Origin of the sequence: Lichenicoccus roseus (assembly GCF_005844085.1) — a bacterium.
Taxonomy (GTDB): Bacteria; Pseudomonadota; Alphaproteobacteria; order Acetobacterales; family Acetobacteraceae; genus Lichenicoccus; species Lichenicoccus roseus.
On record NZ_VCDI01000007.1, the window covers coordinates 69,396 to 90,419 of the forward strand.

Genomic DNA, 21,024 nt, shown 5'->3' on the forward strand with positions numbered 1-21,024 from the left:
TCCCGGCGCTCTATGTGCGTATCTAGTATACGCACATAGTTACGCACAGTTCAAGGTGGTGTAGAGGCAGATGAGCAATGGGGTAGTTGCATCTCCCACGTAGGGATGAGGGGCCTCTACCGCCCTGCCTGCCATGACGGTGATGCCGCGCTCGCGGCGGCCGTAGGCGCAGCGCAGCGGCAGGTGGATCAATGCCACCTTCCCTCACCCGGATGCGATCACGCCCCGTAGATCGAGCGACACCGCCCGCTGCGCCCTGCATCGCCTATTCCGTTCCGGCACACCACCGCCCGAAAGCGGATCACCAGACGGCCTTGCGTCGATAGAACAACTATATAAACGTTTCGTAAACGCTACGGAATGTGTATGATCCTGGGGCAGACATCATGACTTGGCCCCGCTGCCGTCACAGGCGGCGGGGCTTTTTTGCTCGGCATCGAGATTGGCTGACATAGCTATCAGCACAAACCAGGCCGGATAAGGCACGGCGCTTGCAAGGTGCCGAACGTTTCCTCAAGCAACTTGCCCCGCTGCCCTAATTGGCGGCGGGGCCTTTTGCTGATGTCACTGGACGGTATGCCCGGCTGCACTACCTGCCAGGTGCTGCAAAACCGCATTGGCCCGGACCAGGCGCTCACGGAGCCATTTCAAATCAGCATCTGCTGCCGGTGGCGTCAGCAGCTTGGCGGCCGCTATGGCGGCCTGCCAGTAGCGGACGGCGGGCACCATGTCCCCGTTTGCCTCGCTTTTGAACGCTAACTCCCGCCAGAGGGCTACGTCACCCGCCGGCCCCTGAGGCCGCTTGTTCGGCTCCACCGTGCCGCCGTTCTTCGGGTGGGTGTCGCCGCTTGGTATGCTGCATGCCTTGCGGGCCTTGCGGGCGATAAGGCGTCGGCGGACTAGCATAGCAGGCCCTTAACGATTGTTTACCTCTCGAGCATTCGAGCTGTGGAACTTGGTAGATGCACTACGTTCCGCGTCCGTTATGTCATTTGTGCCGCCGCCGCCGCTACCGTCCCTGGCCCCCACCAACCTGCAGGGCTAGACATCGGCTGTCCCACCGCCCGCTCCAGGACGGGCCGCCTCACCATCGCGACCCGGCTCGAGCGCACCGATAAGTCCAGCGGCGGCAAGTGGGGCCAACCACAAGCACATCATGGGCGAGATACACAGCCTGCTGACCCGGCTGGTGGAGCACTGGGCGCTGGGCTGAGGAGCGGGCACCTTAGCAAGTAGATTGCTTGTGCTTCTACGCTCGGTTTATTCATATCGTAGCCGCAACGTCGAGGGAGGCCAGCTTCGCTGAACCGCTCGACCCCGTTCTGTCCCACTTCCCACGACAGGGCGGCCTGAGAGGAAGAACGCATGGCCGAAATACCTGAACCTATTTTTGCGCCAGACGGAGATGACGTTCTGGAGTTAATCACTGCCATGCAGACGGTCATGCGGGAGATGGAGGAAGGCAACATACAGGCTAGCGTTGCTCACCGTGCCCTGTGCCGAAAGGCCTACGAGCCCTTTCGCGCGCTCCTGGACGATGACGGCATGGACTACATGTCGTTCGGCGACGCGCTGCATATCCGCCGGGAGGCGGATATGCAGATTATAATGGAGGAACGCTGGCAGTGGCACCTCGCAGGAAATTCGCTTGGCTACAAGAGCAGCGCTAGGACCCTAGAAGACGGCACTGCCGAGATCTGCATGGGGGATTTCAGGTATCAGAAGGCGCCTGACAGCTTCGTCTGGGCTGCTGTGCTGCCGCAGCGGAAAGCAACAGGAGACGGCCTATAAGTCTGCGGTTCTCTGTCACCGCACCACTCCACCCTGGACACAGCAGGCGCGGCAGGCCGGTTTCACCGGCGCCGAGGTTCGGTAATACCCTCCCCTACGGCTGGCCACGTCATGGCAGATGTTCCACTTCCCGCTCCAGCACACGTCGCTTGACTTCTGTCTGGAGCCCCTAGGCCTGCCGGCGAAGCGCGCGCACCTGGCTTCCAACTGGCCGCCCGTATGCGGCCTGGAGCAGCTGCTCAGCCACCGCCAGCTCGCTATCCGCCGCCAGCAGGGCGTCGAGCACGATGCGATCCTGCCCCGGCAGCAAGCCGACCCTCCGCGGGTTCACCATCGGTTCAGGAGTGCAGCTTCTCGGTCGCTGACCTGACGCAGCCCGGACAGCACATGAGCGCGCCGTCCAGGCTCAGCGTGTCGCTATGGCGCTTCATGCGCGCGCTACCGCCTACAGGCCAGCTTCGATGAGCCGGCGAGCCGCCTCTGCTTGCGGTGGAAGGTCGGGCTGGTCCCCCCGCCACGCGTCGATCTGGTCGGGCAGGGTGGGCGGGAGCCGCAGCTCGAATCGGGTTGGCCTGCGTTCTTCTTGCAAGGCAGCGATTTTACGACCCACTACGTAGCCTACGCAATCCGTTTGACCGGCGGGGCCCTTATACGGAGGTTAAGTATATTCAACGGGCGCAGATCTCCTGCAGCCCTGGCGGTGGCGCAGAGGGACGACAGTGATTGACCGGGGGAAGGCGGCGGTGATGCGGCAGGTAATTAGCGACATGAGGCGGATCATCGCTTAAAATCTGGCCTCCGTTGCGAGGCTGCGCCACGAGATTGAGGAAGCGGACGAGCCCGATGAACGGCAGCTCGGGATCTTGGTTCGAGTGCTGCAGCATTATGCCGCCATCGGACTGAAGTTGCAGCACACGGGGCCGCGGTCATCGCTATCCTGAGGCCGGCCTGAAGCCCGATCCAGCTGTGAGCCGCGCCGCGCACATAGAAAAGCTTTACAGGCATAAGGGATCGGGAACCGCTCCTACCGTTTGGCTTTCGCCCTTCTTCCTTACCACTCGCATAACCTCATCCAGAAATGGAGAAGACAGCATCTTCCGAGTGGAGGCATCGATTGTCAGGAAGCGCAGCACATCTCGACCGTCGGTGCCATTCAGGTATCGATTTGCGTCCGCTGTTATCCAAGCCGTTGCCGCAAAGATGTCAAATATGCGAAGGCAAATCGCAATTCTTTCGTTGATGACAGTGGCGAAAGCGAGATGATGAGCACGATGCGGTAGCCAGAGAGGGAACAGATCGGAAGAACCGGCATCCCCGCAGTAACCCATCAATGTTTGGGCGATCGCAGGATCCGCCGATGTCACGGCGCTTCGAAGCTCCGAAGCTCTCGGATCATCAAGATAAGTCTCACCGAGCCACAGAAACGCAAGTTCATATATGATCTTGAGCAATGAATGCTCAAGGTATTTAAATTTGACTGTCAGATTGAACAGGACATTTGGGTTTTGCCGCACGGTGACGGTCCGCGACGCTCGATCGAGGATCTCAGACATTTCCTGCTCAGTTGCAGGAGGAAGCCTACGGCGTTTGCGCTCTCTTTGAATGATCAGCGGAAGAGTGTGTAGTTCTGTCTCATCCACAAGAACTTGGAACGATACTTCTCCTTTCTCGTTTTCAATCACGGGAGACTTATGCTGGATCAGCCTGATATCCATCTTCTGAGTGCGCGGGTTGAACTTCGTTCTGACGCGTAGCTCAGGGTCATCCACGAGCGTCGCAACGCCCTCCATTATCTCGTATTCCGAAGGAACGTGAGAACTATTTCCAGCAAGATGTAGCTCAGCTCGGCGCATACGTATCAGGAAGTGGTCGACAAGTGCTGCATCCACTCTACTGCCAAGCTGCGAATTGCAGGGCTCGCAGACGCGATCAGTGGTCAGGGGCCCCCCGATAGCGAGCGGAAAAACGTGTTCCTCGGAGCCGTCTCGCTCAAGCTGGCAGAATATACATCGCATGGTTCCTACCTCAGGCCGCTTCGTGTCCTGGTCCCTTGCGGCTCGGACTGACTGTCCAAGGCTGTATATCGGCCAGATCTTGGACAACTGCGCCGGCAGAAGCAGCTACATCGTTGCAAAGATTGGCGTCCCGTAGGGGATTCGAACCCCTGTTACCGCCGTGAGAGGGCGGTGTCCTAGGCCTCTAGACGAACAGGACGTGGCCGGGGGTGGCAATACGGCAGGCCGCGGAGGGATGCAAGAGCCTGCAAACGCCAATGGTCTTCACCGCAGCAGGCCGGCCTGGGCGATGATCCGGCCGTCCTGCTCGTTCCAGACGAGCACGCGGTCAGGCCGTCCGCCTCCCGACAACAGCAGCGCCAGCGAGCTGTCCGACTGGCGAACGGCCGCGACGATCCGGGTTCCCGCCGGCTGGTCCAGCTGCACCGGCGCCCCCAACACCACCATCTCCGCGGTCGCCGTCGGATGCGGGTGCACGAGCCGCTTGATCACCGTCGCGACCAGGATCGCCGTCAACGCCGCGATCAGCACCCCCATGCCGATGACCGCCCCGAGCATCGCCTTGACCCTGCCCATAAACCTCCTCCCCCGTCATCCGGTCGCCTGGTGACACAGGCGTCAGTACCGCTATTGAACGCCAATGATGGACAGGCCCGACGGGATCGTCGCCCCACTCGCGCTGTCCGCGTCCCCGGAGCACGCCGGCGAGCGCACCGACCGGTTCCTTGCCGGTGCCATCGGCACGACCTCGCGCTCACGCGTCAAGGCCCTCATGCAGGCGGGTCATGTCCGTCGCGACGGCATCGTGCTGCGCGATCCCGCGGATCCGGTGCGTGCCGGGGCTACGTATAGTGTCGAGATCCCCCCCGCCGTCGCGGCCGATCCGCAGGCGGAGGCGATTGCGCTCGACATCCTGTTCGAGGATGACAGCCTCATCGTGCTCGACAAGCCGGCCGGGCTGGTTGTTCATCCAGCGCCGGGCAATCAGGACGGCACGCTCGTCAATGCCCTGCTCGGCCATTGCGGCGACACGCTGCCAGGGATCGGCGGGGAACGCCGGCCCGGCATAGTGCACCGGCTGGACAAGGACACATCGGGATTGATGGTGGTCGCCAAGACGGAGCTGGCACTTGCCGCCTTGTCGGCGGACTTTGCCGCCCGCCGCATCGAACGCAGCTACCTGGCGCTCTGCTGGGGCCTGCCGAGCCCGCCCGACGGCACCATCGAGGGCGCCATCGGGCGTGACCCGCGGGACCGCAAGCGCATGGCAGTGGTGACGCATGGCGGGAAATGGGCCCTCACGCACTACCGCACGCTGCAGGTCCTGCACGCCTCGCTCAGCCTGATCGATTGCCGGCTGGCCACCGGCAGGACCCACCAGATCCGCGTGCACCTTGCCCAGAACGGGCATCCGCTGGTCGGCGATCCCGTCTACCTGCGCCGCACACCCGCTGCTGCACGAAAACTCCCGGAGCACGCTCTCCTCGCAGCGCTGGGCTTTCCCCGGCAGGCGCTGCATGCGCGAAGCCTGGGCTTCATCCATCCGGCAACACAGCAGGCAATGCAATTCGACAGCGGGCCACCACCGGATTTCTCGGCACTGCTGGAGAACATTACAGGAATTTCAAGAGGCACAGAGCCGGCTTCCACTTGACCGGACCAAATTGGTCCTGTATCAAAGCGCCATTCCGACGAGCGGGCGCCCCGCCGGTCTGGACGTCCTGGGAACCGCTTGCCGAACCGGAAGCAATCTCAGGGACGTGAAGTCCTCACCCGCGCCCATGCTGACTGCAGACGAAACTGGCCGTTCGATGCGCCGTATGGGCATCACCGGTTCGCTTCAGCCAGACGAAAGGAGCCTTTGCCGTGGCCTCTGCCGTCCTAAACCTGGGTCCCGAGGGAAATCTCTCTCGGTACCTCCAGGACATCCGCAAGTTTCCGATGCTCGCTCCCGAGGAGGAACTTGCTCTTTCCAAGCGTTGGCGTGACCACGAGGACACCGCCGCCGCGCACAAGCTGGTGACTTCCCATTTGCGTCTCGTTGCCAAGATTGCAATGGGCTACCGCGGCTATGGCCTGCCGATCAGCGAGCTGATCAGCGAAGGCAACGTCGGCATGATGCAGGCGGTGAAGCGGTTCGACCCGGAGCGTGGCTTCCGTCTTGCGACCTACGCGATGTGGTGGATCCGCGCCGCCATTCAGGAATACATCCTGCACAGCTGGTCGCTCGTGAAGATGGGCACCACTGCCGCCCAGAAGAAGCTGTTCTTCAACCTGCGGCGCCTCAAGGGGCAGATGCAGGCGATCGAGGATGGCGATCTCCATCCCGAGCAGGTCGGCGTTATCGCGCGCTCGCTCTCCGTGTCCGAGCAGGATGTGGTGAACATGAACCGGCGCCTCGCTGCGCCGGATCACAGCCTGAACGCCCCGGTACGCGCGGACAGCGAGGGCGAGTGGCAGGATTGGCTCGTCGACGAGGGTGACAGCCAGGAGCAGGTCCTCGCCGAAAGCGAGGAGTTCTCCGGCCGCAAGGCGCTGCTCGGGGAGGCCCTGCGCACCCTGAACGAGCGTGAGCGTCATATCCTGATCGAGCGGCGCCTCAAAGAGGAGCCGGCCACCCTCGAGGATCTCTCCCAAGTGTACAGCATCTCGCGCGAGCGGGTGCGGCAGATCGAGGTAAGGGCGTTCGAGAAGCTCCAGAAGGCGATGCGGACCCAGGTGACGACGAGGCGACAGTCCGATCATGGCCAGGGCGAGAAGGCCGCCTGACCGACTACTTAATCCGGCAGCAAGGCTCGCGGCGCCGTCTCAGCGATGAGGCGGCGCTTTCGATTCCAGGGTGCGACGTCAGGGATCGGTTGCCGGCAGGCTCCACTCGGTTCTCAATGCCGCCAGGCGCGCCTCTATCTCACGTCGGCGGCCCGCCAGACGCAGATCCGTCATCCATACGGCAGCCACGCACGACGTCTCGTTGACCAGCCAGCCGGCTGCAGCACCGGTCCAGGTCAGCGGCAGGCTGCCGATGCGGGCCAGCACATCGACGCTGTCGGCCAGCGTATGACTGCTGAACAGGAACGACCGCACCGGCTCGATCGCGCCGGCAAGGGTGAAGATCGTCACCGTCCGGGTCAGGGGACGGCCCGGTGCGGTCTCGCATACCAGACACAACAACACCGGAGCGCCCAGCGCCATCAGCAGGAGCATGCCGCCCGGCGACACCATCAGCAGGATGCCGAACAGCATTCCCTGCCACCATCGCCAACCGGCCGCCTTCGCGGCCTGCTTGTCCGGCAACGGCTTTCGCTTCATGAGGCGACCGGTCGTAGCCAGGCGGTGCCCAGGGCGCCGGGGCGGACCATCAGGCCAGCATCTCCAGCAGCAGGACGCCCATCAGGCATACCAGCCCGGCACCCGCCGCGGTGTCCTGCGCCGCCTTTCGCGCGACCGCCTGCCGCTCCGGCAGCGCCACGGTTTCATCGTTCAGCGTCTGGCTCAGCCGGATCACCAGCTCGATAGCCTCCTCGCGCTCCGCTGCGTCCTGTGTCCGCTGTGGCTGATCGGTCAGCAGGCCGAGCATGGCAGCGAGATCGCCGCCGTCTGCCGCCGCCCTCACCTGCGCCTCCCGGGCGGTCCGGCGGCTGGCGCCTGGCCAGTCCTGAAGCATCGGCAGGACGGACTGCAACAGGGCCGCCGCGAGCCTGGGCGCGGGGCCGCAGCCACTCTGCTTCTGACACCGGGCCAATGCCATCAGCCCCCGCAGCGACGGGTCGAACGGCTCGTCCTTCTCCGGCACCGGTTGGCCGCCATCCTCGGCCCGTGCCGACAGGAAGGCCATGATGTCGGCATCCAGCGTCAGGCCCGGCGCGCCCGGCAAGGCCTGCCCCCGCTCGAGGGACAGGATCAGGTCGCCCTGCGTCCCGGCCGGAACGGCGGCGAACACCGGCGATGCACAGGCCAGGAAAGGATTGAGCACGTAGAGGGCCAGCAGGAACATCGCATCGGCCTCGAGCCCGGCCGCATCGCGCGCAAGCCGGGCCGGGATCGCGATGGCGAGATGATGCGAACGGCTGTCCTGCAGGTTCAGCCAGCGCGTTATCGTCTCCCGGCCGATCAGGGCCTCGACCAGTGAGGCTGCGGTGCGACGATCGGTTGCGGGCTTCGCGGCAAGCTGCGCGGCCAGCAGGCTGCCCAGCCCGTCCGGCCAGAGCCAGCCACGCCAGAACAACGGTGCGTCGGGATCGAGTGCCGCAACCAGGCGCATCAGCATGGCGTCGTCCACGCCCGGGCTGCGCCTCTCGAACTTCGCATCCAGGCTGCGCAATTCAGCGATGCGGCTGGCAAGCGCGGCATCCTCGGCATAGCGCCGGATCCACTGCTCGATGGTGCCCTGCCTGAGCAGCTCGAGTCCGGCTGCCGGCTGGTCCGCGCACGCCAGCGCCAGGCTGCGGCAGTTCCAGACCGGCCGCTCCCCGACCGCGATCGGCCGGCCGCTGCGCAGCATGGTGCGCCGGATGACGCGGCGCTCGTGGATCCCGTCGAGACTGGTCAGCGAGCTTGCGGTCGGACGCGCCGCCGGCTGTTCGGCCAGCATCGCGCGCAGGATCTCCTGCACGCCTTGCGGCAGCCTCTCGTTCTCGGTGAGAGCCGCGTGGCTTCCGAGCTCGAGCTTGCTCCGCAGCACGTCCTGGGTCGACAACCCCTCCATCGGCAGCCGGCGCCGCCACAGCGCGAGCAGCAGCACGCCGAGCGCATACACGTCATCGGCGGCGGTCCCCTGGCCGCGCGCATTCGGCGCGCAGACCAGGCTCTCGGGGGGCTCGAAGGCCGGTGGCTGGTGCATCGCCGCCGGTGCTGCCCAGCACGGCCCGAGCACGACACCACCGCCCGCCGACAGGAAGACGTTGTCCGGCCTGATCGCGCGGTGCGTCAGGCCGACGCCGTGCAACCGCTCGAGTGCGGCCGCCGCCGGACGCAGGAAATGTGTCAGCAGGGCATTGCCGATCCAGGGTGTGACCAGCGAGGTCATCGGCCGCCCGCCCGGTGCCGGTGCGATGATCCAGTAGTCGTTGCCAATGAAGCCGCTCGCCAGTGGTGCCAGCAGGCCCTCGTGACGCAGGTCGATGTAGACCGGCAGCCGCGGACGGCACGGCGCATCCCGCATCACCTTCAGCGCCAGCAGCTCACCCGACAGCCCCCGCCTGTCTTCTGCCTTGCAGGCGCTGACGCCGCCGATCTCGCCTCGCGGCGCCGACGCCAGGACCAAGTAGCGGTCGGCGATAATCGGCACCGGACCGGCCGATGGCTGCGGCGGCCTGGCAGATTGTCCGCTCACCTTGCGCCCCCTTGCGCCGCCTCCCCGCGATCATGCCCTGCGCCGGTTAAGACTTCCTTGATGGAGAGGCTCGATCCACGTGCGCATCGGACTGGTCCGGTTTTGACGAACCCGGCAATCACGGCCAAGTTGACCGCCCAGCGGGAAGGAGCGCCAGGCATGTCCGAACCGGATCAGGATGCGTCGGCACTCGCCCGGCTGATCGACCATACCATCCTTAAGTTGGATGCGACCGCGGAGCAGGTCCTCGCCTGCTGCGATGAGGCAACGCTGCACGGGTTCCGGTCGGTCTGCATCAATCCGGTCCGGGTGAAGCTGGTGGCGGCAGGCCTTGCCGGCAGCGACGTCCGCACATGCTCGGTGATCGGCTTTCCGCTCGGCGCCGCCACCAGCCGCATCAAGGCGGCGGAGGCGGCACAGGCGGTGGCGGATGGCGCCGACGAGATCGACATGGTGATCGACATCGGCGCGCTGAAGGAGGGCCGGCACGATGTGGTCGGCGCCGACATCGCGGCAGTACGGGCGGCCTGCCCGGATGCCATTCTCAAGGTCATCATCGAGACCTGCCTGATCGATGACGACGAGAAGCGCACGGCCTGCCGGCTCGCGAAACAGTCGGGCGCCGATTTCGTCAAGACCTCGACCGGTTTCTCGTCAAGCGGCGCAACCGTCGCCGACGTGGCGCTCATGCGCGCCGCAGTCGGACCCGACGTGGGCGTCAAGGCTTCGGGGGGCGTGCGCACCCTGGACACCGCGCGCGCGATGGTCGCCGCCGGAGCAATGCGGCTCGGCACCAGCTCGGGCGTCGCCATCGTGAGCCAGGCCGGCGGCATCCCCGCCGGCATCTATTGATCACCAGACCGGCAGGGTCCCCATGAGCAGGCGCATCGGCGTTATCGGCAGCAACATGGTCGACCTGGTGACCTACGTTGATCGCATGCCGGAGGCGGGCGAGACCCTGGCGGCCCCACGTTTCGCCATGGGTCCCGGCGGCAAGGGCGCCAACCAGGCGGTCGCCGCGGCGAAGCTCGGCAGCGACGTGCTGATGGTGACCTGCGTCGGCGACGACCTGTTCGGCCGCAATACGCAGAGCAGCCTTGCGGCTGCAGGCATCGATGCGCGCCACGTTCGCATCGTCCCCGGCCTGTCCAGCGGGGTCGCCCCGATCTTCGTGGAGCCGAACGGCGAGAACCGTATCCTGATCGTCAAGGGCGCCAACGATGCGCTGGCGCCGGAGGATGTCGAGAACGCCGCGGATGATCTTCGTGGCTGCGGGCTGATCCTGCTGCAACTCGAAGTACCGTTGCGAACAGTCTATGCGGCGATCGAATTCGGTCGGGCGAACAAGGTTCCGGTGCTGCTAAACCCGGCGCCGGCGACGCCCGGGCTTTCGATGGACCGCATCGCGGGTGTCAGTTTCTTCGCCCCGAACCAGACCGAGCTTGCCATCCTGACCGGCCTGCCGACGCGTACCGCGGACGAGGCCGGGCAGGCAGCGCGCACGCTGCTCGAGCGGGGCATAGGCGCGGTGATCGTAACGCTCGGCGCCGACGGTGCGTTGCTGGTCGAACCGGGCGGCATCCATCACATCGCTCCGGTTGCCGTACGGGCGGTCGACACCACCGGCGCCGGCGACGCCTTCATCGGCGCCTTCGCGCATCATTATGTCGGCGGACATGACAAACTCACGGCCCTGCGCCAGGCAGCGCGCTACGCCGCCGACGCGGTCACCCGGCCGGGGACGCAGAATTCGTTCGCCACCGCCGCCGAGTTCGCCCTGTTCTGCAACACGCTCGAAGGCGGCCGCAGCTAGCGTAGATCAGGCCGGGCCGGCCGCGCCACGCGCCGGCCTGAAAGTCTGCATCACCTCGTAGCGCCCCGGCTCGAAGGTCGAGATCGTCAGCGCCCGGTACAGGATGGCGGGCAGCGACGCATCGTTGAGCATCGCCTCGTAGTCCGCCTCGCTGCGCCACTGCGCATAGAGCGTCACCTTGTCGCCATCGACGCCGCGATGCAGGCCGCAGGACAGGAAACCCGGCGCGCGCGACAACGAACTTCCGTAGCCCTCCGACAGCAGGTCGATGAGCTCCTGCTGGTCCTGCGGCTCTACCGTGAACACCTGGATTATGGTGAGGATGTCGGCGCCTTCGCTGATCTGGATCACGTGATCAGCCTTCGAACGGATCGCGCACGAGGATGGTGTCGTCGCGCTCCGGGCTGGTGGAGAGCAGGGTCACCGGCGCCTCGACCAGTTCCTCGATGCGCCGGACATACTTGATGGCCTGCGCCGGCAGGTCGGCATACGAACGCGCGCCACGCGTGGTTTCCTTCCACCCGGGCATCGTCTCGAACACCGGCTGCACGCGCAACGACGCCGCCGGGGCCGCCGGCAGGTGACGCACCGTCACGCCATCAAGCGTGTAGCCGGTGCAGATCCTGATCTCGTCGAGACCGTCGAGCACGTCGAGCTTGGTCAAGGCGAGGCCATCGACGCCGCCGACGCGGACCGCGCTGCGCACCAGCACCGCGTCGAACCAGCCGCAGCGGCGCGGCCGGCCGGTCACCGTGCCGAACTCGTGGCCGCGCTCGCCGAGCAGCCGGCCGGTCTCGTCGAACAGCTCGGTGGGAAACGGCCCGGCGCCGACACGCGTGCAATAGGCCTTGGCGATGCCGAGCACGAAGCCGATCGCGGCCGGACCTACGCCGCTGCCGGTTCCGGCGTTGGCCGCCACCGTGTTGCTGCTGGTCACGAACGGATAGGTGCCGTGATCGACATCGAGCATCACCGCCTGCGCGCCCTCGAACAGGATGCGCCGCCCGGCCCGCCGCGCCTCGTCGAGCAGCTCCCAGACCCGTGCCGCGAACGGCAGGATGCGCGGCGCCAGGTCCAGCAGCCAGTCCATCAGCTCCTGCTTGGTGAATGGCGGCGCGCCCAGCCCCTGCAGCAGCGTGTTGTGGTGCAGCAGCAGCTCGTCGAGTTTCCAGTCGAGCGTCTCGGGCTCCGCAAGATCGCAGACACGGATCGCCCGGCGCGCCACCTTGTCCTCGTAGGCCGGCCCGATGCCGCGTCCGGTGGTGCCGATCTTGCGCTCTCCACGGGCCAGCTCGCGGGCGCGGTCGATGGCGCCATGCACCGGCAGGATCAGCGTCGCGTTCTCGGCGATGCGCAGGCTGGCGGGGGAAACATCGAGCCCCTGCGCGCGCACCCGTTCGATCTCGGCGAGCAGGGCCTGCGGATCGATCACCACGCCGTTGCCGATCAGCCCGGTCTTGCCGCGCACCAGGCCGCTCGGCAGCAGCGAGAGCTTGTAGGTCTGGTTGCCGACCACCAGCGTATGGCCGGCATTATGGCCGCCCTGGAAACGCACCACGATGTCGGCGCGGCTGGCGAGCCAGTCGACGATCTTGCCCTTGCCCTCGTCGCCCCACTGCGCCCCGATCACCGTGACGTTCGACATGCTCAGTCTCCAGAAGACGAAGGAACCACCGCTACGGCCTCGCCGCCGCGCAGGACATGGGAACAACCCAGCCGCACCGCTTCCGCGGCGAGCTCGGCGTGCGGCGACAGCGACGCCACCGTGGCATAGCCCGCCTGCCGCAGCGACTGCGCCAGCGTCGCGTCTACGTCCGGCGGCAGCAGGACACGCGGGCGGGCGGCGCGCCCGGGTGCGGCGCGCAGCAGCGCCTCGGGACGCAACGTCAGCCCGCAGGCCGGCTCGTCGCCACCGCTCAGGTAGCGCCCGCCACGTCCGAGCTCCTCGTGCCGGCCCGGCGCATACACCGTCACGCACAGGCCGGTATGGTAGCGCCAGCCGCGGAACTCGATCGGGTCGATGGTCAGCCGCAACCCCGGCGCTCGCGCCAGGATGGCCGCCACGCTGGCCTCGAGCCGGTCGACCAGCAACCGCGCTGCCGGCGTCAGGCTGGCGGCCTGCAGCACCTGCAGCGCACGCGCAGCTGGCCCCGCTGCGAGCAGCAGCTCGTTCAGCAGCGGCGCCAGTGCACCGCCGTGATGGCTCACCTCGGCGGCGTTCTTGCGGTCGAGGGCGCGCATCAGCTCGGGGCGATGCGCTGCCGGTATGCCGGCCTCCTCGATCAGCATCGGCGCCAGCTGCGGCAGCGTCAGGTCGAAGCTGACCCGGGTCAGCCCGAGCGAGGCCAGCGCCTGCGAAGCGACCGCGATCACCTCGGCATCGGCTTCCGGCTGGTCCGGCCCGATCAGCTCGATGCCGGCCTGCGAGATCTGCCGGTCGGCGACCAGGGTGCCGCCCTGCACCTGGATGCAGGCGCCGGCATAGGACAGCCGCAGCGGCCGCGACGCGTTTATCAGCCGGGTCGCCGCGATTCGGGCCACCTGCGGCGTCATGTCCGGACGCAGGCCCATCATGCGGCGGGTCGAGGGATCCATCAGCCGGAAGGTCTGCTCGGCGACCGCCGCCCCCGAACCCGAAAGCAGGCTGTCCTCGAACTCCAGCAGCGGCGGCTTGACCCGCTCGTAGCCGTGCGAGGCGAACACCGCCATCAGCTGCTCGACCGACAGCGCCTCGGTCTCGGCGTCGGGCGGCAGCAGGTCGCGCAGGCCGGCGGGCAGCAGGGCCGGGTTGGGGGGCAGGTCGTCGCTCATGCGGACGCGCTCTTAGCAGCCGGAGACCCGTGCGTCTCGCCGGCAAACGCCATGCGAGTCTCGGCCTCGGCCCAGTCGAGCCAGGGTAGCAGCGCCTCGATGTCGGCGGTCTCCACGGTGGCGCCGCCCCACAGGCGCAGGCCGGGCGGCGCGTCGCGATAGCTCGCGATGTCGAAGCCGGCCCGCTCCGCCTCGACAAGACCGGTCAGGTGCCTTGCCGCCTTCGCCTGCGTGGTCTCGGGCAGCGCCACGAACCAGGGTGCGACGATGCGCAGGCAGATCGAGGTGCTGGAGCGCGTCTCCGGCTTGCTTGCCAGGAAAGCGGCCCAGCCGGAGCGATCCACCCAGGCGGCGATGGCGGCGAGATTGGCGCCGCTGCGGGCTACCAGCGCGTCCAGGCCACCGATGCGCTCGGCCCAGCGCAGCCCGTCCAGCGCGTCCTCGGTGCACAGCATCGACGGCGTGTTGATGGTGTCGCCGGCGAAGATGCCCTCGATCAGGCGCCCCTTCGCGGTCAGCCGGAACAGCTTCGGCAGCGGTCGCGGCGGCGGCGCGCCCTCCAGCCGGGCCACCGCACGCGGCGACAGCGCCAGCATGCCATGCGCCGCCTCGCCGCCGAGCACCTTCTGCCAGGACCAGGTCACCACATCGAGGCGGTCCCAGGGCAGCCGCATCGCGAAGGCCGCCGAGGTGGCGTCGCAGATCGCCAGACCCTCATGCACCGCCGGGATCGCACCGGCTTCCGGAAAGCACACGCCGGAGGTGGTGCCGTTCCAGGCGAACACCACGTCGCGCGACCAGTCGATGGCGTCCAGCGGCGGCAATGCACCGTATTCCGCCTCCAGCACGCGCGCATCCGGCAGCGCCAGTTGCGCCACGATGTCGTTCGCCCAGGTGGCGGAGAAGCTCTCGAAGGCGAGCACATCCACCGGGCGCGGGCCGAGCAGCGACCACAGCACCATCTCGACCGCACCGGTATCCGATCCCGGCACGATGCCGAGGCGCCAGTCCTGCGGCATGCCGAGCAGTGCGCGGGAGCGCGTTATGACCGCGTCAAGCCGTGCCCGGCCATCCGGCGAGCGATGGCTGCGCCCGAGGAACGCGTCCTGCAGCGCGTCCAGGCTCCAGCCCGGCCGCTTGGCGCACGGCCCCGATCCGAAGCGCGGGTTGACCGGGCGCAGGAGAGGCTTCGGCACGGGGTGCATGGGCGGTCTCGATACGGCAGAGGGGAGATCGGCGCGCACCGTAGTGCAGCCGCCGCGCCAGGGGAATCCACCGCAACCGCGGCATTGCATGGAGCGATGGTTGGCGCTGGCCGTCCTGGTGCTTCATTAGAAGGCCATGACCTTCGCCGAACAGACCGAGTTGCACCAGGGCCGATCGCCCGCCGAGATTGCCATCGACGAAGCCGGCTTCGCGGTGCAGAGCCGCGAGCTGCCACGGCTGATCCGCCTGGTGGCGCGCCGCTTGCCGCCCGGCAGCCCCCTCGCGGGTGAACACCATTCCAGCCGCGAGACCGTACGCGCGGCCTTGTGCGAAGTGCGCCGCAAGGGCTGGGCGTCCCGCCTGATCGACCGTGCCCAGCGCGGCAGCCGGCTCTGGATCGGGCGCGCCGACGCGCAGCTCGCCGCCGAGCTGATCAGCGATCCGGACGCCGGCGACGATGCCCTTGGCGCCGCCCTGGAGCCGATCCTCGCCACCCGCTACCGCGCCACCGCCGATACGCCGGAGGCGGCGCTTGAGCTGATCGTCGCCGACCTGTTCGATGCCGCCGGCCGGGTGCTGTCGCCGTCGCAGCACGCCATGCTGGCGCGCGAGATCGCCGACGCCTTCGGCAGCGACCCGGGCGCGGCGCTCGACTTCACCGAGGCCGCCACCCGCTCCGAGTTGCAGCGGCGCACCGAGCGCGAGGCGGTCGAGGCGGCTGCCCGCCGGCGGCGGCGCGAGGAGCTGCAGCGCCTGCGCGACTGGGAACGGAGCCTGGTCGCCTTTGCTGAGGTCCCGGCCCTGCTCGACCTCGACCGTGCCGGGGCGCTGCGCCTGGTGGCGGAGAATCGCCTGCCGGTGGCCCGCCGTGTCACCCGCGACGGCGTCGAGCACTGGGAGTTCGATCCCGCCGACCTGAAGCGTCTGCGCGAGCAGCTCGCCGCCGAGGCCGGTACGACCCGCCCGGCGCCGGAGCGGCAAGGCCGTTCGACGCAGACCGGCATACGCATCGGCAACGCCGCCATCGCGCGCATCGCGGCGCTCGACCGCTACGCCGCCCACTTCCGCACCGCCCGCGCACTGTCGCGCCGCATCACCCTGGTCACCGGGCCGACCAACAGCGGCAAGTCGCACACCGCGCTGGACATGCTGTCGCGCGCCGAGAGCGGCATGGCGCTGGCCCCGCTGCGGCTGCTGGCGCACGAGTTCCGCGAGGCGCTCGGCGCCCGTGGCGTTCCCTGCTCGCTTTCCACCGGCGAGGAGCGCATCCCGGTGCCGGGCAGCCGGCACCTCGCCGCCACCGTCGAGATGTGCCCGCTGCACAACCCGGTCGACGTCGCCATCGTCGACGAGGCGCAGATGCTGCACGATCCCGACCGCGGCGCCGCGTGGACCGCCGCCATCATGGGTGCCCCGGCGCGGCACCTGTTCGTGCTCGGCGCGCCCGATTGCATCCCGATGGTGCGACGCATCGCCGCTCTGTGCGACGACCCGGTCGACGAGATCACGCTTGAGCGCAAGGGGCCGCTGGTCGCCGCCGACGATGCGGTGAAGCTCGCCCACCTGCAGCGCGGCGACGCGCTGATCGCCTTCTCGCGCCGCGACGTGCTCGATCTGCGGGCTTCCCTGCTGGCACGCGGGCGGCGTGTCGCGGTCGTCTACGGCGCGCTGAGCCCGGAGGTGCGCCGGGCCGAGGCGGCGCGCTTCAACAGCGGCGACGCCGAGATCCTGGTCGCCACCGATGCCATCGGCATGGGACTGAACCTCAACATCCGCCGCATCGTGTTCGCGGCGCTGCGGAAGTTCGACGGCACCATGAGCCGCGACCTCACCGCGCAGGAGGTCAAGCAGATCGGCGGGCGCGCCGGTCGCTTCGGCATGCACGAGGCGGGCGTGGTGGCGGTGCTGGCCGGCGCCGGCAGCCCGGGCTTCGTGCGCTCGATGCTGGCGGCACCCCCGGCGCCGCAGGCGGAGCTGCGTCCGCTGGTGCAGCCGGACGCCGACATCGTCCGCGCGGTGGCCGCCGAGATCGGTTCGGACAGCCTGTTCGGCGTGCTGGTCCGCATCCGCCGGGCGGTGCTGCGCCGCGACGACCCGAACTACCGGCTGTCGGACATGGGCCAGGCCTTTGCCGTCGCCTCCGCCCTGGAAGGCATCTCCGGCCTCGACCTGACCCAGCGCTGGACCTACGCGATGTGCCCGATCGACGAGCGCGACAACGGCATCACCCGCCTCGCCGCCTGGGCTGCCGAGCATGCCGCCGGCCGGCCGGTGATCCCGCCCGGCATCGGCAAGCTGCCGTCGCCGGAGCGCGCCTCACGCGAGGAACTTGAGAAGGCCGAGAAGCGGCACAAGCGGCTGGTCGCCTGGCGCTGGCTGGCGCTGCGGTTTCCCGAAGCCTACCCGGCCCGCCAGGATGCGGAAAACGCGACCCTGCGGCTGAATGCCTGGATCGAGGACGTGCTGCGACAGCAGCGCCGGGGCAAGGACGGCTGAAGCACTGTCCCTGCCTGCAACGGATCATCTGGTGGCCGAGGTCGGACTCGAACCGACACGCCTCTCGGCAGACGATTTTGAGTCGTCCGCGTCTACCATTCCACCACTCGGCCAGCGGGTTCCTGATAATCAATCGGCACTGTCCTGACCAGTGGTCGAGCGACCCGGGCGGTCAGGCCGGCGCGGGCACCTGGTGGATGCCGCATTCGACCTTGGCGGAGCCCGACCACCGCCCGGCCCGGCTGTCCTCGCCGACACCGACGGCTCGCGTGCACACCGCACAGCCGATCGAGCGATATCCGGCGGCCACCAGCGGATGGCGCGGCAACTGGCGACGCTCGAACTCCTGCCGCACCGCAACCGCATCCCAGTCGGCGAGCGGGTTCAGCTTCAGCCGGCCGGTTTCCGCTTCGACGAAGGGCAGCCTGGCACGGGTGGCGGCCTGGAAGCGCTTGCGGCCGGTGATCCAGCCATCGAATGGCAACAGCACCTGCTCCAGCGGCTCGACCTTGCGCAACGCGCAGCACGCATCGGGGTCGAACTGCCACAGCTCGCCGCCTGGATCGCGCCGGCGCAGCTCGGCCGGCGCCGGTGCGACGTCACGCACATCGGTGAGGCCGAGATAAGCAGCAAGCCCGTCACGATAGGCCAGGGTCTCCGGGAAATGCTTCCGTGTCTCGAGGAACAGCACAGGGGTTGCCGGCGCGATCTCGGCCACCAGGGCAAGCAGCACCGCGGACTCCGCACCGAACGAGGACACCACGGCCAGTCGCCCGGCCAGCGTCCCGGTCAACGCCTCGGCCATCACGTCCCGCCCGTTGCCGCCCCGACGCTCGAGCGCCCGCAGATACGCGAGCGTGTCATCCACGTCCGCGGAGATCATCTGCCCGGCATCCGCCGCATGCTGATCGATCACTGACGCCATAACGATCGGAACCACCCTCCAGACCTGCACGAACATAACGAACATACGTTCGCCGAACAGGGTTTGATCCGACCAACAAGGCAGCATTGTGTTTTTGTGGCGGCAGGGACGCAGATCCGCGTCAGATGTCGCTCGCGGCGGCCTCAAGCCTTCAGCGTGTCCGCCGTCACATCACGTGCGAAAGCCGTAGAATCAAGACTTTCAGGGGTGAGGCCAATCAGCTTCAGCTCGTCCATGTATTCCGCGACCTGATCACGTAGATCATTGCCGACAGGATGCACGGCGCGGCCCTCGCTCCTCAGCATGCGGTCGAACTGTTCCTCGGTGATCGCGGGGCTTTCCGCCGCCAGCAGCGCCGCGGTCTGCTGCGGGTGGGCGCCGACCCATCGTGCCGCGTCCTGCATCGCCATGGTCAGCGCCACCGCCGCCACCGGATCGGCCTGCAGCACCGCGCTGCGCAGCCCGAGCACGCGGCTCACCCGGACGCTGTAGCTGCCGGACATCGAGGACGCGAGCTCGTCCAGATGCAGGCCGTCGCGCAGCATCCAGATCGCCGGGTCATGCCCCACCACCGCCTGGACATGTCCCTCCGCAAGGGCGAGCCCGAGCCCGTCGGCTGGCAGCTGGCGCCACTCGACGTCGCGGTTCGGGTCCATTCCCTTGCGCCGCATCATGATCGAGAAGAACAGCCGGTCGGGGCTGTCGAGGTTGGTGATCCCGATCACATGCCGGTGCAGGTCCTCGATGCGATGGAACGGGGAATGGCGGGCAACCAGCAGGCGCGAACTGCCCGCCTGCAGGCCGCAGACCAGCCGCGCCGGCAGCCCGCCCTGCAGCCGGGGCAGCCAGGACAGCGCCGCTGCGACCGCGGCATCCGCTTCCCCGCTCTGGATCTGGTTCAGCGCGTCGCGTCCGGAGCGCACCGGCCCGGCATAGGCGATCTCCAGCTTGTAGCGATCGAACAGGCCCTGGTCGCGCGCCGCCAGCAGGACCGGATCGCGGCCAGGATTGGCGGCGGCCAGGGTCAGGTGGCGCGGGCGCCCGTCCGGGGTCACCTTCTTGTTCTTGTGCGGATGACGGATCTGGTTGCGCACGACCAAGCCGGCGCCGACCGCGATCCCGGCGCCGCCGGCGGTCAGCAGCATCCGGCGCGAGAGTGCCTCGGGACCTGGTCGATCGGCCATCTTCGCTTCCTGTCTGCGCCTTGCCCGCCCGTCGCGGCCAAATCGTGCCGCACATCGGAGCATCGAGCCCGGCGCAAGCCGCACGCCAACGCCGTCCGGCGCTCGCGGATGCCGCATCCGGCAAAGCTTGCCCAAGCCGGACGAGCAGTGGCCGGCGGGGCTTTACGTCCCGTTGCCGCATCGCTATACGAGCGACCGCCGTTCCCGGATAGCTCAGTTGGTAGAGCAAGCGACTGTTAATCGCTCGGTCGTAGGTTCGAGTCCTACTCCGGGAGCCAGCTCCGCCCGATCGCACGCCGCCCGGCAACGCCCGCTGCGCCGGTGACACGCCGGCTTCGCGCCTTGGCAAGATGCCTGTGATCGGCCAGAAGGTTGCATGAGTGGCACCTCCCCCGAGTCGTCGGATCCGCGCGGCAGCGAGCCCGCCCCCGGCGACACACCGCCTGCGGCCGCAACCGCTCCGGTGATCACCGCCGACGACTTCAACGCCGTCGACATCCGCGTCGGAACGGTTGCGGACGCCAAGCCGTTTCCCGAGGCACGCAAGCCGGCGATCCGGCTCTGGATCGATTTCGGACCGGCGTTCGGTATCAGACGATCCTCGGCCCAGGTGACGCGTCACTACACGCCGGACCAGCTTATCGGCCGGCAGGTCTGCGCCGTTGTCAACCTGCCCCCGAGGCAGATCGGACCCTTCGTTAGCGAGGTCCTCACCCTCGGCATGCCGGACAGCAAGGGCGAGGTCGTACTGATACGGCCGGACCACAAGGTCCCGGACGGCGGCCGGCTGTTCTGAAGGAGGCCTGACCGATGGCCGTCAGCTACGCCACCGTGACCTGGGACCAGCTGCATCGCGACGCGCGGCAACTCGCCGCCGCCCTTATGCCGCTCGGACCTTGGCAGGGCATCGTCGCGATCACCCGCGGCGGCCTAATCCCGGCCGCGATCATCGGGCGCGAGCTGGACTGCCGGCTGATCGAGAGCATTTCCGTGGTGTCCTACGACGAGGAACACCAGTCCGAACCCCGCGTCATCAAGATGCCGGTGGCGGCGGGCGACGGCGAGGGCTTCCTGATCATCGACGACCTGGTGGATTCCGGGGTCACCGCCCAGCTGGTCCGCCGCCTGCTGCCGAAAGCCTATTTCGCTTGCCTGTACGCCAAGCCGTCCGGGCGGCCGAGCACCGACAAGTTCGTCGTCGAGGTGCCGCAGGAGACCTGGATCCTGTTCCCGTGGGACACCGCGCCGCTGTTCGTGCCGCCCCTGGCGCGGTCCAGGCCGGACACCGCGACCTGAAGTTTTGCTGGAACCGGCCAGCCCTGCTTGCCTTGGCTGCCCGGGAACAATAGGGTCCGGACCGTCAGCGGGGCGTGGCGCAGCCTGGTAGCGCGCGTGTTTTGGGTACACGAGGCCGCCGGTTCGAGTCCGGCCGCCCCGACCAGCGGTCCTTC

The 21,024-nt window shown here is 67.9% G+C and carries 20 protein-coding genes, 4 tRNA genes and 1 pseudogene; 10 read left to right on the forward strand and 15 right to left on the reverse strand.

The genetic code is table 11. From position 1 onward, the window contains the following. Positions 1-564: 564 nt before the first annotated feature. Positions 565-729 carry a hypothetical protein gene (locus FE263_RS22200; protein WP_171034175.1) on the reverse strand — a complete coding sequence of 55 codons (165 nt, stop codon included), beginning with the start codon at positions 727-729 and terminating at the stop codon, positions 565-567. 636 nt (positions 730-1,365) lie between these two features. On the opposite strand from FE263_RS22200, the gene FE263_RS17375 reads away from it, so the two are divergent. Further along, positions 1,366-1,791, forward strand: a complete 426-nt coding sequence (locus FE263_RS17375) for a hypothetical protein (RefSeq protein WP_138327310.1) — start codon at positions 1,366-1,368, stop codon at positions 1,789-1,791. 169 nt (positions 1,792-1,960) lie between these two features. Here FE263_RS17375 and FE263_RS22205 read toward each other — a convergent pair whose 3' ends face one another. The 5 genes and pseudogenes from FE263_RS22205 to FE263_RS17390 form a co-directional block, all read right to left on the reverse strand. Continuing rightward, complete coding sequence (locus tag FE263_RS22205) at positions 1,961-2,101, reverse strand: hypothetical protein (protein WP_171034176.1); 141 nt, start codon at positions 2,099-2,101, stop codon at positions 1,961-1,963. A gap of 685 nt (positions 2,102-2,786) precedes the next feature. After that, entirely contained in the window at positions 2,787-3,581 is a 795-nt protein-coding gene (locus tag FE263_RS17380; protein WP_240759844.1) for a hypothetical protein, read from the reverse strand. Between the two features lie 81 nt (positions 3,582-3,662). Continuing rightward, a pseudogene (locus FE263_RS22975) lies at positions 3,663-3,806 on the reverse strand (HNH endonuclease); the annotation flags it as partial. Between the two features lie 123 nt (positions 3,807-3,929). Next, positions 3,930-4,005, reverse strand: a tRNA-Glu gene (locus FE263_RS17385). 65 nt (positions 4,006-4,070) lie between these two features. Further along, entirely contained in the window at positions 4,071-4,382 is a 312-nt protein-coding gene (locus tag FE263_RS17390; RefSeq protein WP_138327312.1) for a hypothetical protein, read from the reverse strand. A 67-nt stretch (positions 4,383-4,449) separates the two neighbouring features. On the opposite strand from FE263_RS17390, the gene FE263_RS17395 reads away from it, so the two are divergent. Next, the gene (locus FE263_RS17395; RefSeq protein ID WP_138327313.1) at positions 4,450-5,460 is read left to right on the forward strand and encodes an RluA family pseudouridine synthase; all 1,011 of its coding nucleotides are present in this window, start codon (positions 4,450-4,452) and stop codon (positions 5,458-5,460) included. 212 nt (positions 5,461-5,672) lie between these two features. Beyond that, entirely contained in the window at positions 5,673-6,575 is a 903-nt protein-coding gene (gene rpoH, locus FE263_RS17400) for an RNA polymerase sigma factor RpoH (RefSeq protein ID WP_171034178.1), read from the forward strand. 78 nt (positions 6,576-6,653) lie between these two features. Here the strand turns inward: rpoH and FE263_RS17405 are convergent, their stop codons facing one another. Next, a complete protein-coding gene (locus tag FE263_RS17405; protein ID WP_138327314.1) occupies positions 6,654-7,115 on the reverse strand; it encodes a hypothetical protein in 462 nt (153 codons plus the stop codon). A gap of 49 nt (positions 7,116-7,164) precedes the next feature. Then, complete coding sequence (locus FE263_RS17410) at positions 7,165-9,138, reverse strand: serine/threonine-protein kinase (protein WP_138327315.1); 1,974 nt, start codon at positions 9,136-9,138, stop codon at positions 7,165-7,167. Positions 9,139-9,297: 159 nt separating this feature from the next. Between FE263_RS17410 and deoC the strand changes: the two genes are divergently transcribed. Both deoC and rbsK read left to right on the forward strand, forming a co-directional pair. Further along, positions 9,298-9,990, forward strand: coding sequence for a deoxyribose-phosphate aldolase (gene deoC / locus FE263_RS17415; RefSeq protein WP_138327316.1), 693 nt, complete (start codon positions 9,298-9,300; stop codon positions 9,988-9,990). A 22-nt stretch (positions 9,991-10,012) separates the two neighbouring features. Further along, positions 10,013-10,951 (forward strand): ribokinase, encoded by a 939-nt coding sequence (gene rbsK / locus FE263_RS17420; protein WP_138327317.1) that lies wholly within the window; start codon positions 10,013-10,015, stop codon positions 10,949-10,951. A gap of 6 nt (positions 10,952-10,957) precedes the next feature. Here the strand turns inward: rbsK and FE263_RS17425 are convergent, their stop codons facing one another. From FE263_RS17425 to FE263_RS17440, 4 genes are read right to left on the reverse strand one after another with little or no spacing between them, the layout of a single operon-like run. Continuing rightward, on the reverse strand, positions 10,958-11,302 hold the full coding sequence (locus FE263_RS17425; RefSeq protein WP_205880429.1) for an antibiotic biosynthesis monooxygenase family protein: 345 nt from the start codon (positions 11,300-11,302) through the stop codon (positions 10,958-10,960). Between the two features lie 4 nt (positions 11,303-11,306). Continuing rightward, entirely contained in the window at positions 11,307-12,596 is a 1,290-nt protein-coding gene (locus FE263_RS17430) for an adenylosuccinate synthase (RefSeq protein ID WP_138327318.1), read from the reverse strand. Positions 12,597-12,598: 2 nt separating this feature from the next. Further along, entirely contained in the window at positions 12,599-13,762 is a 1,164-nt protein-coding gene (locus tag FE263_RS17435; RefSeq protein WP_138327319.1) for an ATP phosphoribosyltransferase regulatory subunit, read from the reverse strand. Further along, positions 13,759-14,967: a phosphoserine transaminase gene (locus FE263_RS17440; protein ID WP_138327320.1), complete on the reverse strand. Its 1,209-nt coding sequence runs from the start codon at positions 14,965-14,967 to the stop codon at positions 13,759-13,761. Before FE263_RS17440 ends, FE263_RS17435 begins: the two co-directional genes overlap by 4 nt. Positions 14,968-15,103: 136 nt before the next feature. On the opposite strand from FE263_RS17440, the gene FE263_RS17445 reads away from it, so the two are divergent. Then, complete coding sequence (locus FE263_RS17445; RefSeq protein ID WP_138327321.1) at positions 15,104-17,464, forward strand: helicase-related protein; 2,361 nt, start codon at positions 15,104-15,106, stop codon at positions 17,462-17,464. A gap of 29 nt (positions 17,465-17,493) precedes the next feature. Here the strand turns inward: FE263_RS17445 and FE263_RS17450 are convergent. The 3 genes from FE263_RS17450 to FE263_RS17460 all read right to left on the reverse strand — a co-directional run bounded on the left by FE263_RS17450 (position 17,494) and on the right by FE263_RS17460 (position 19,573). After that, positions 17,494-17,577 (reverse strand) — tRNA-Leu (locus FE263_RS17450). A 59-nt stretch (positions 17,578-17,636) separates the two neighbouring features. Continuing rightward, a complete protein-coding gene (locus tag FE263_RS17455; RefSeq protein ID WP_138327322.1) occupies positions 17,637-18,347 on the reverse strand; it encodes a phosphoadenylyl-sulfate reductase in 711 nt (236 codons plus the stop codon). 185 nt (positions 18,348-18,532) lie between these two features. Continuing rightward, positions 18,533-19,573 (reverse strand): ABC transporter substrate-binding protein, encoded by a 1,041-nt coding sequence (locus FE263_RS17460; protein WP_171034179.1) that lies wholly within the window; start codon positions 19,571-19,573, stop codon positions 18,533-18,535. A gap of 202 nt (positions 19,574-19,775) precedes the next feature. Here FE263_RS17460 and FE263_RS17465 point away from each other — a divergent pair. The 4 genes from FE263_RS17465 (at position 19,776) to FE263_RS17480 (ending at position 21,014) form a co-directional block, all read left to right on the forward strand. Continuing rightward, positions 19,776-19,851, forward strand: a tRNA-Asn gene (locus FE263_RS17465). A 98-nt stretch (positions 19,852-19,949) separates the two neighbouring features. Beyond that, positions 19,950-20,369, forward strand: a complete 420-nt coding sequence (locus FE263_RS17470) for a tRNA-binding protein (protein WP_138327324.1) — start codon at positions 19,950-19,952, stop codon at positions 20,367-20,369. Positions 20,370-20,383: 14 nt separating this feature from the next. After that, on the forward strand, positions 20,384-20,869 hold the full coding sequence (gpt, locus tag FE263_RS17475) for a xanthine phosphoribosyltransferase (RefSeq protein ID WP_138327325.1): 486 nt from the start codon (positions 20,384-20,386) through the stop codon (positions 20,867-20,869). 68 nt (positions 20,870-20,937) lie between these two features. Then, positions 20,938-21,014, forward strand: a tRNA-Pro gene (locus FE263_RS17480). The last annotated feature ends 10 nt before the right edge of the window (positions 21,015-21,024 follow it).

Excerpts from the sequence above, each read along its gene's own strand:
- rbsK (WP_138327317.1), top strand. The coding sequence starts at position 10,013 with ATGAGCAGGCGCATCGGCGTTATCGGCAGCAACATGGTCGACCTGGTG.
- FE263_RS17435 (WP_138327319.1), bottom strand. The coding sequence starts at position 13,762 with ATGAGCGACGACCTGCCCCCCAACCCGGCCCTGCTGCCCGCCGGCCTG.
- FE263_RS17380 (WP_240759844.1), bottom strand. The coding sequence starts at position 3,581 with ATGGAGGGCGTTGCGACGCTCGTGGATGACCCTGAGCTACGCGTCAGA.
- FE263_RS17445 (WP_138327321.1), top strand. The coding sequence starts at position 15,104 with ATGACCTTCGCCGAACAGACCGAGTTGCACCAGGGCCGATCGCCCGCC.
- FE263_RS17460 (WP_171034179.1), bottom strand. The coding sequence starts at position 19,573 with ATGGCCGATCGACCAGGTCCCGAGGCACTCTCGCGCCGGATGCTGCTG.
- deoC (WP_138327316.1), top strand. The coding sequence starts at position 9,298 with ATGTCCGAACCGGATCAGGATGCGTCGGCACTCGCCCGGCTGATCGAC.
- FE263_RS22200 (WP_171034175.1), bottom strand. The coding sequence starts at position 729 with ATGGTGCCCGCCGTCCGCTACTGGCAGGCCGCCATAGCGGCCGCCAAG.
- FE263_RS17390 (WP_138327312.1), bottom strand. The coding sequence starts at position 4,382 with ATGGGCAGGGTCAAGGCGATGCTCGGGGCGGTCATCGGCATGGGGGTG.
- FE263_RS17395 (WP_138327313.1), top strand. The coding sequence starts at position 4,450 with ATGGACAGGCCCGACGGGATCGTCGCCCCACTCGCGCTGTCCGCGTCC.
- FE263_RS17375 (WP_138327310.1), top strand. The coding sequence starts at position 1,366 with ATGGCCGAAATACCTGAACCTATTTTTGCGCCAGACGGAGATGACGTT.
- gpt (WP_138327325.1), top strand. The coding sequence starts at position 20,384 with ATGGCCGTCAGCTACGCCACCGTGACCTGGGACCAGCTGCATCGCGAC.
- FE263_RS17405 (WP_138327314.1), bottom strand. The coding sequence starts at position 7,115 with ATGAAGCGAAAGCCGTTGCCGGACAAGCAGGCCGCGAAGGCGGCCGGT.
- FE263_RS17470 (WP_138327324.1), top strand. The coding sequence starts at position 19,950 with ATGAGTGGCACCTCCCCCGAGTCGTCGGATCCGCGCGGCAGCGAGCCC.
- FE263_RS17430 (WP_138327318.1), bottom strand. The coding sequence starts at position 12,596 with ATGTCGAACGTCACGGTGATCGGGGCGCAGTGGGGCGACGAGGGCAAG.
- FE263_RS17440 (WP_138327320.1), bottom strand. The coding sequence starts at position 14,967 with ATGCACCCCGTGCCGAAGCCTCTCCTGCGCCCGGTCAACCCGCGCTTC.
- FE263_RS17455 (WP_138327322.1), bottom strand. The coding sequence starts at position 18,347 with ATGATCTCCGCGGACGTGGATGACACGCTCGCGTATCTGCGGGCGCTC.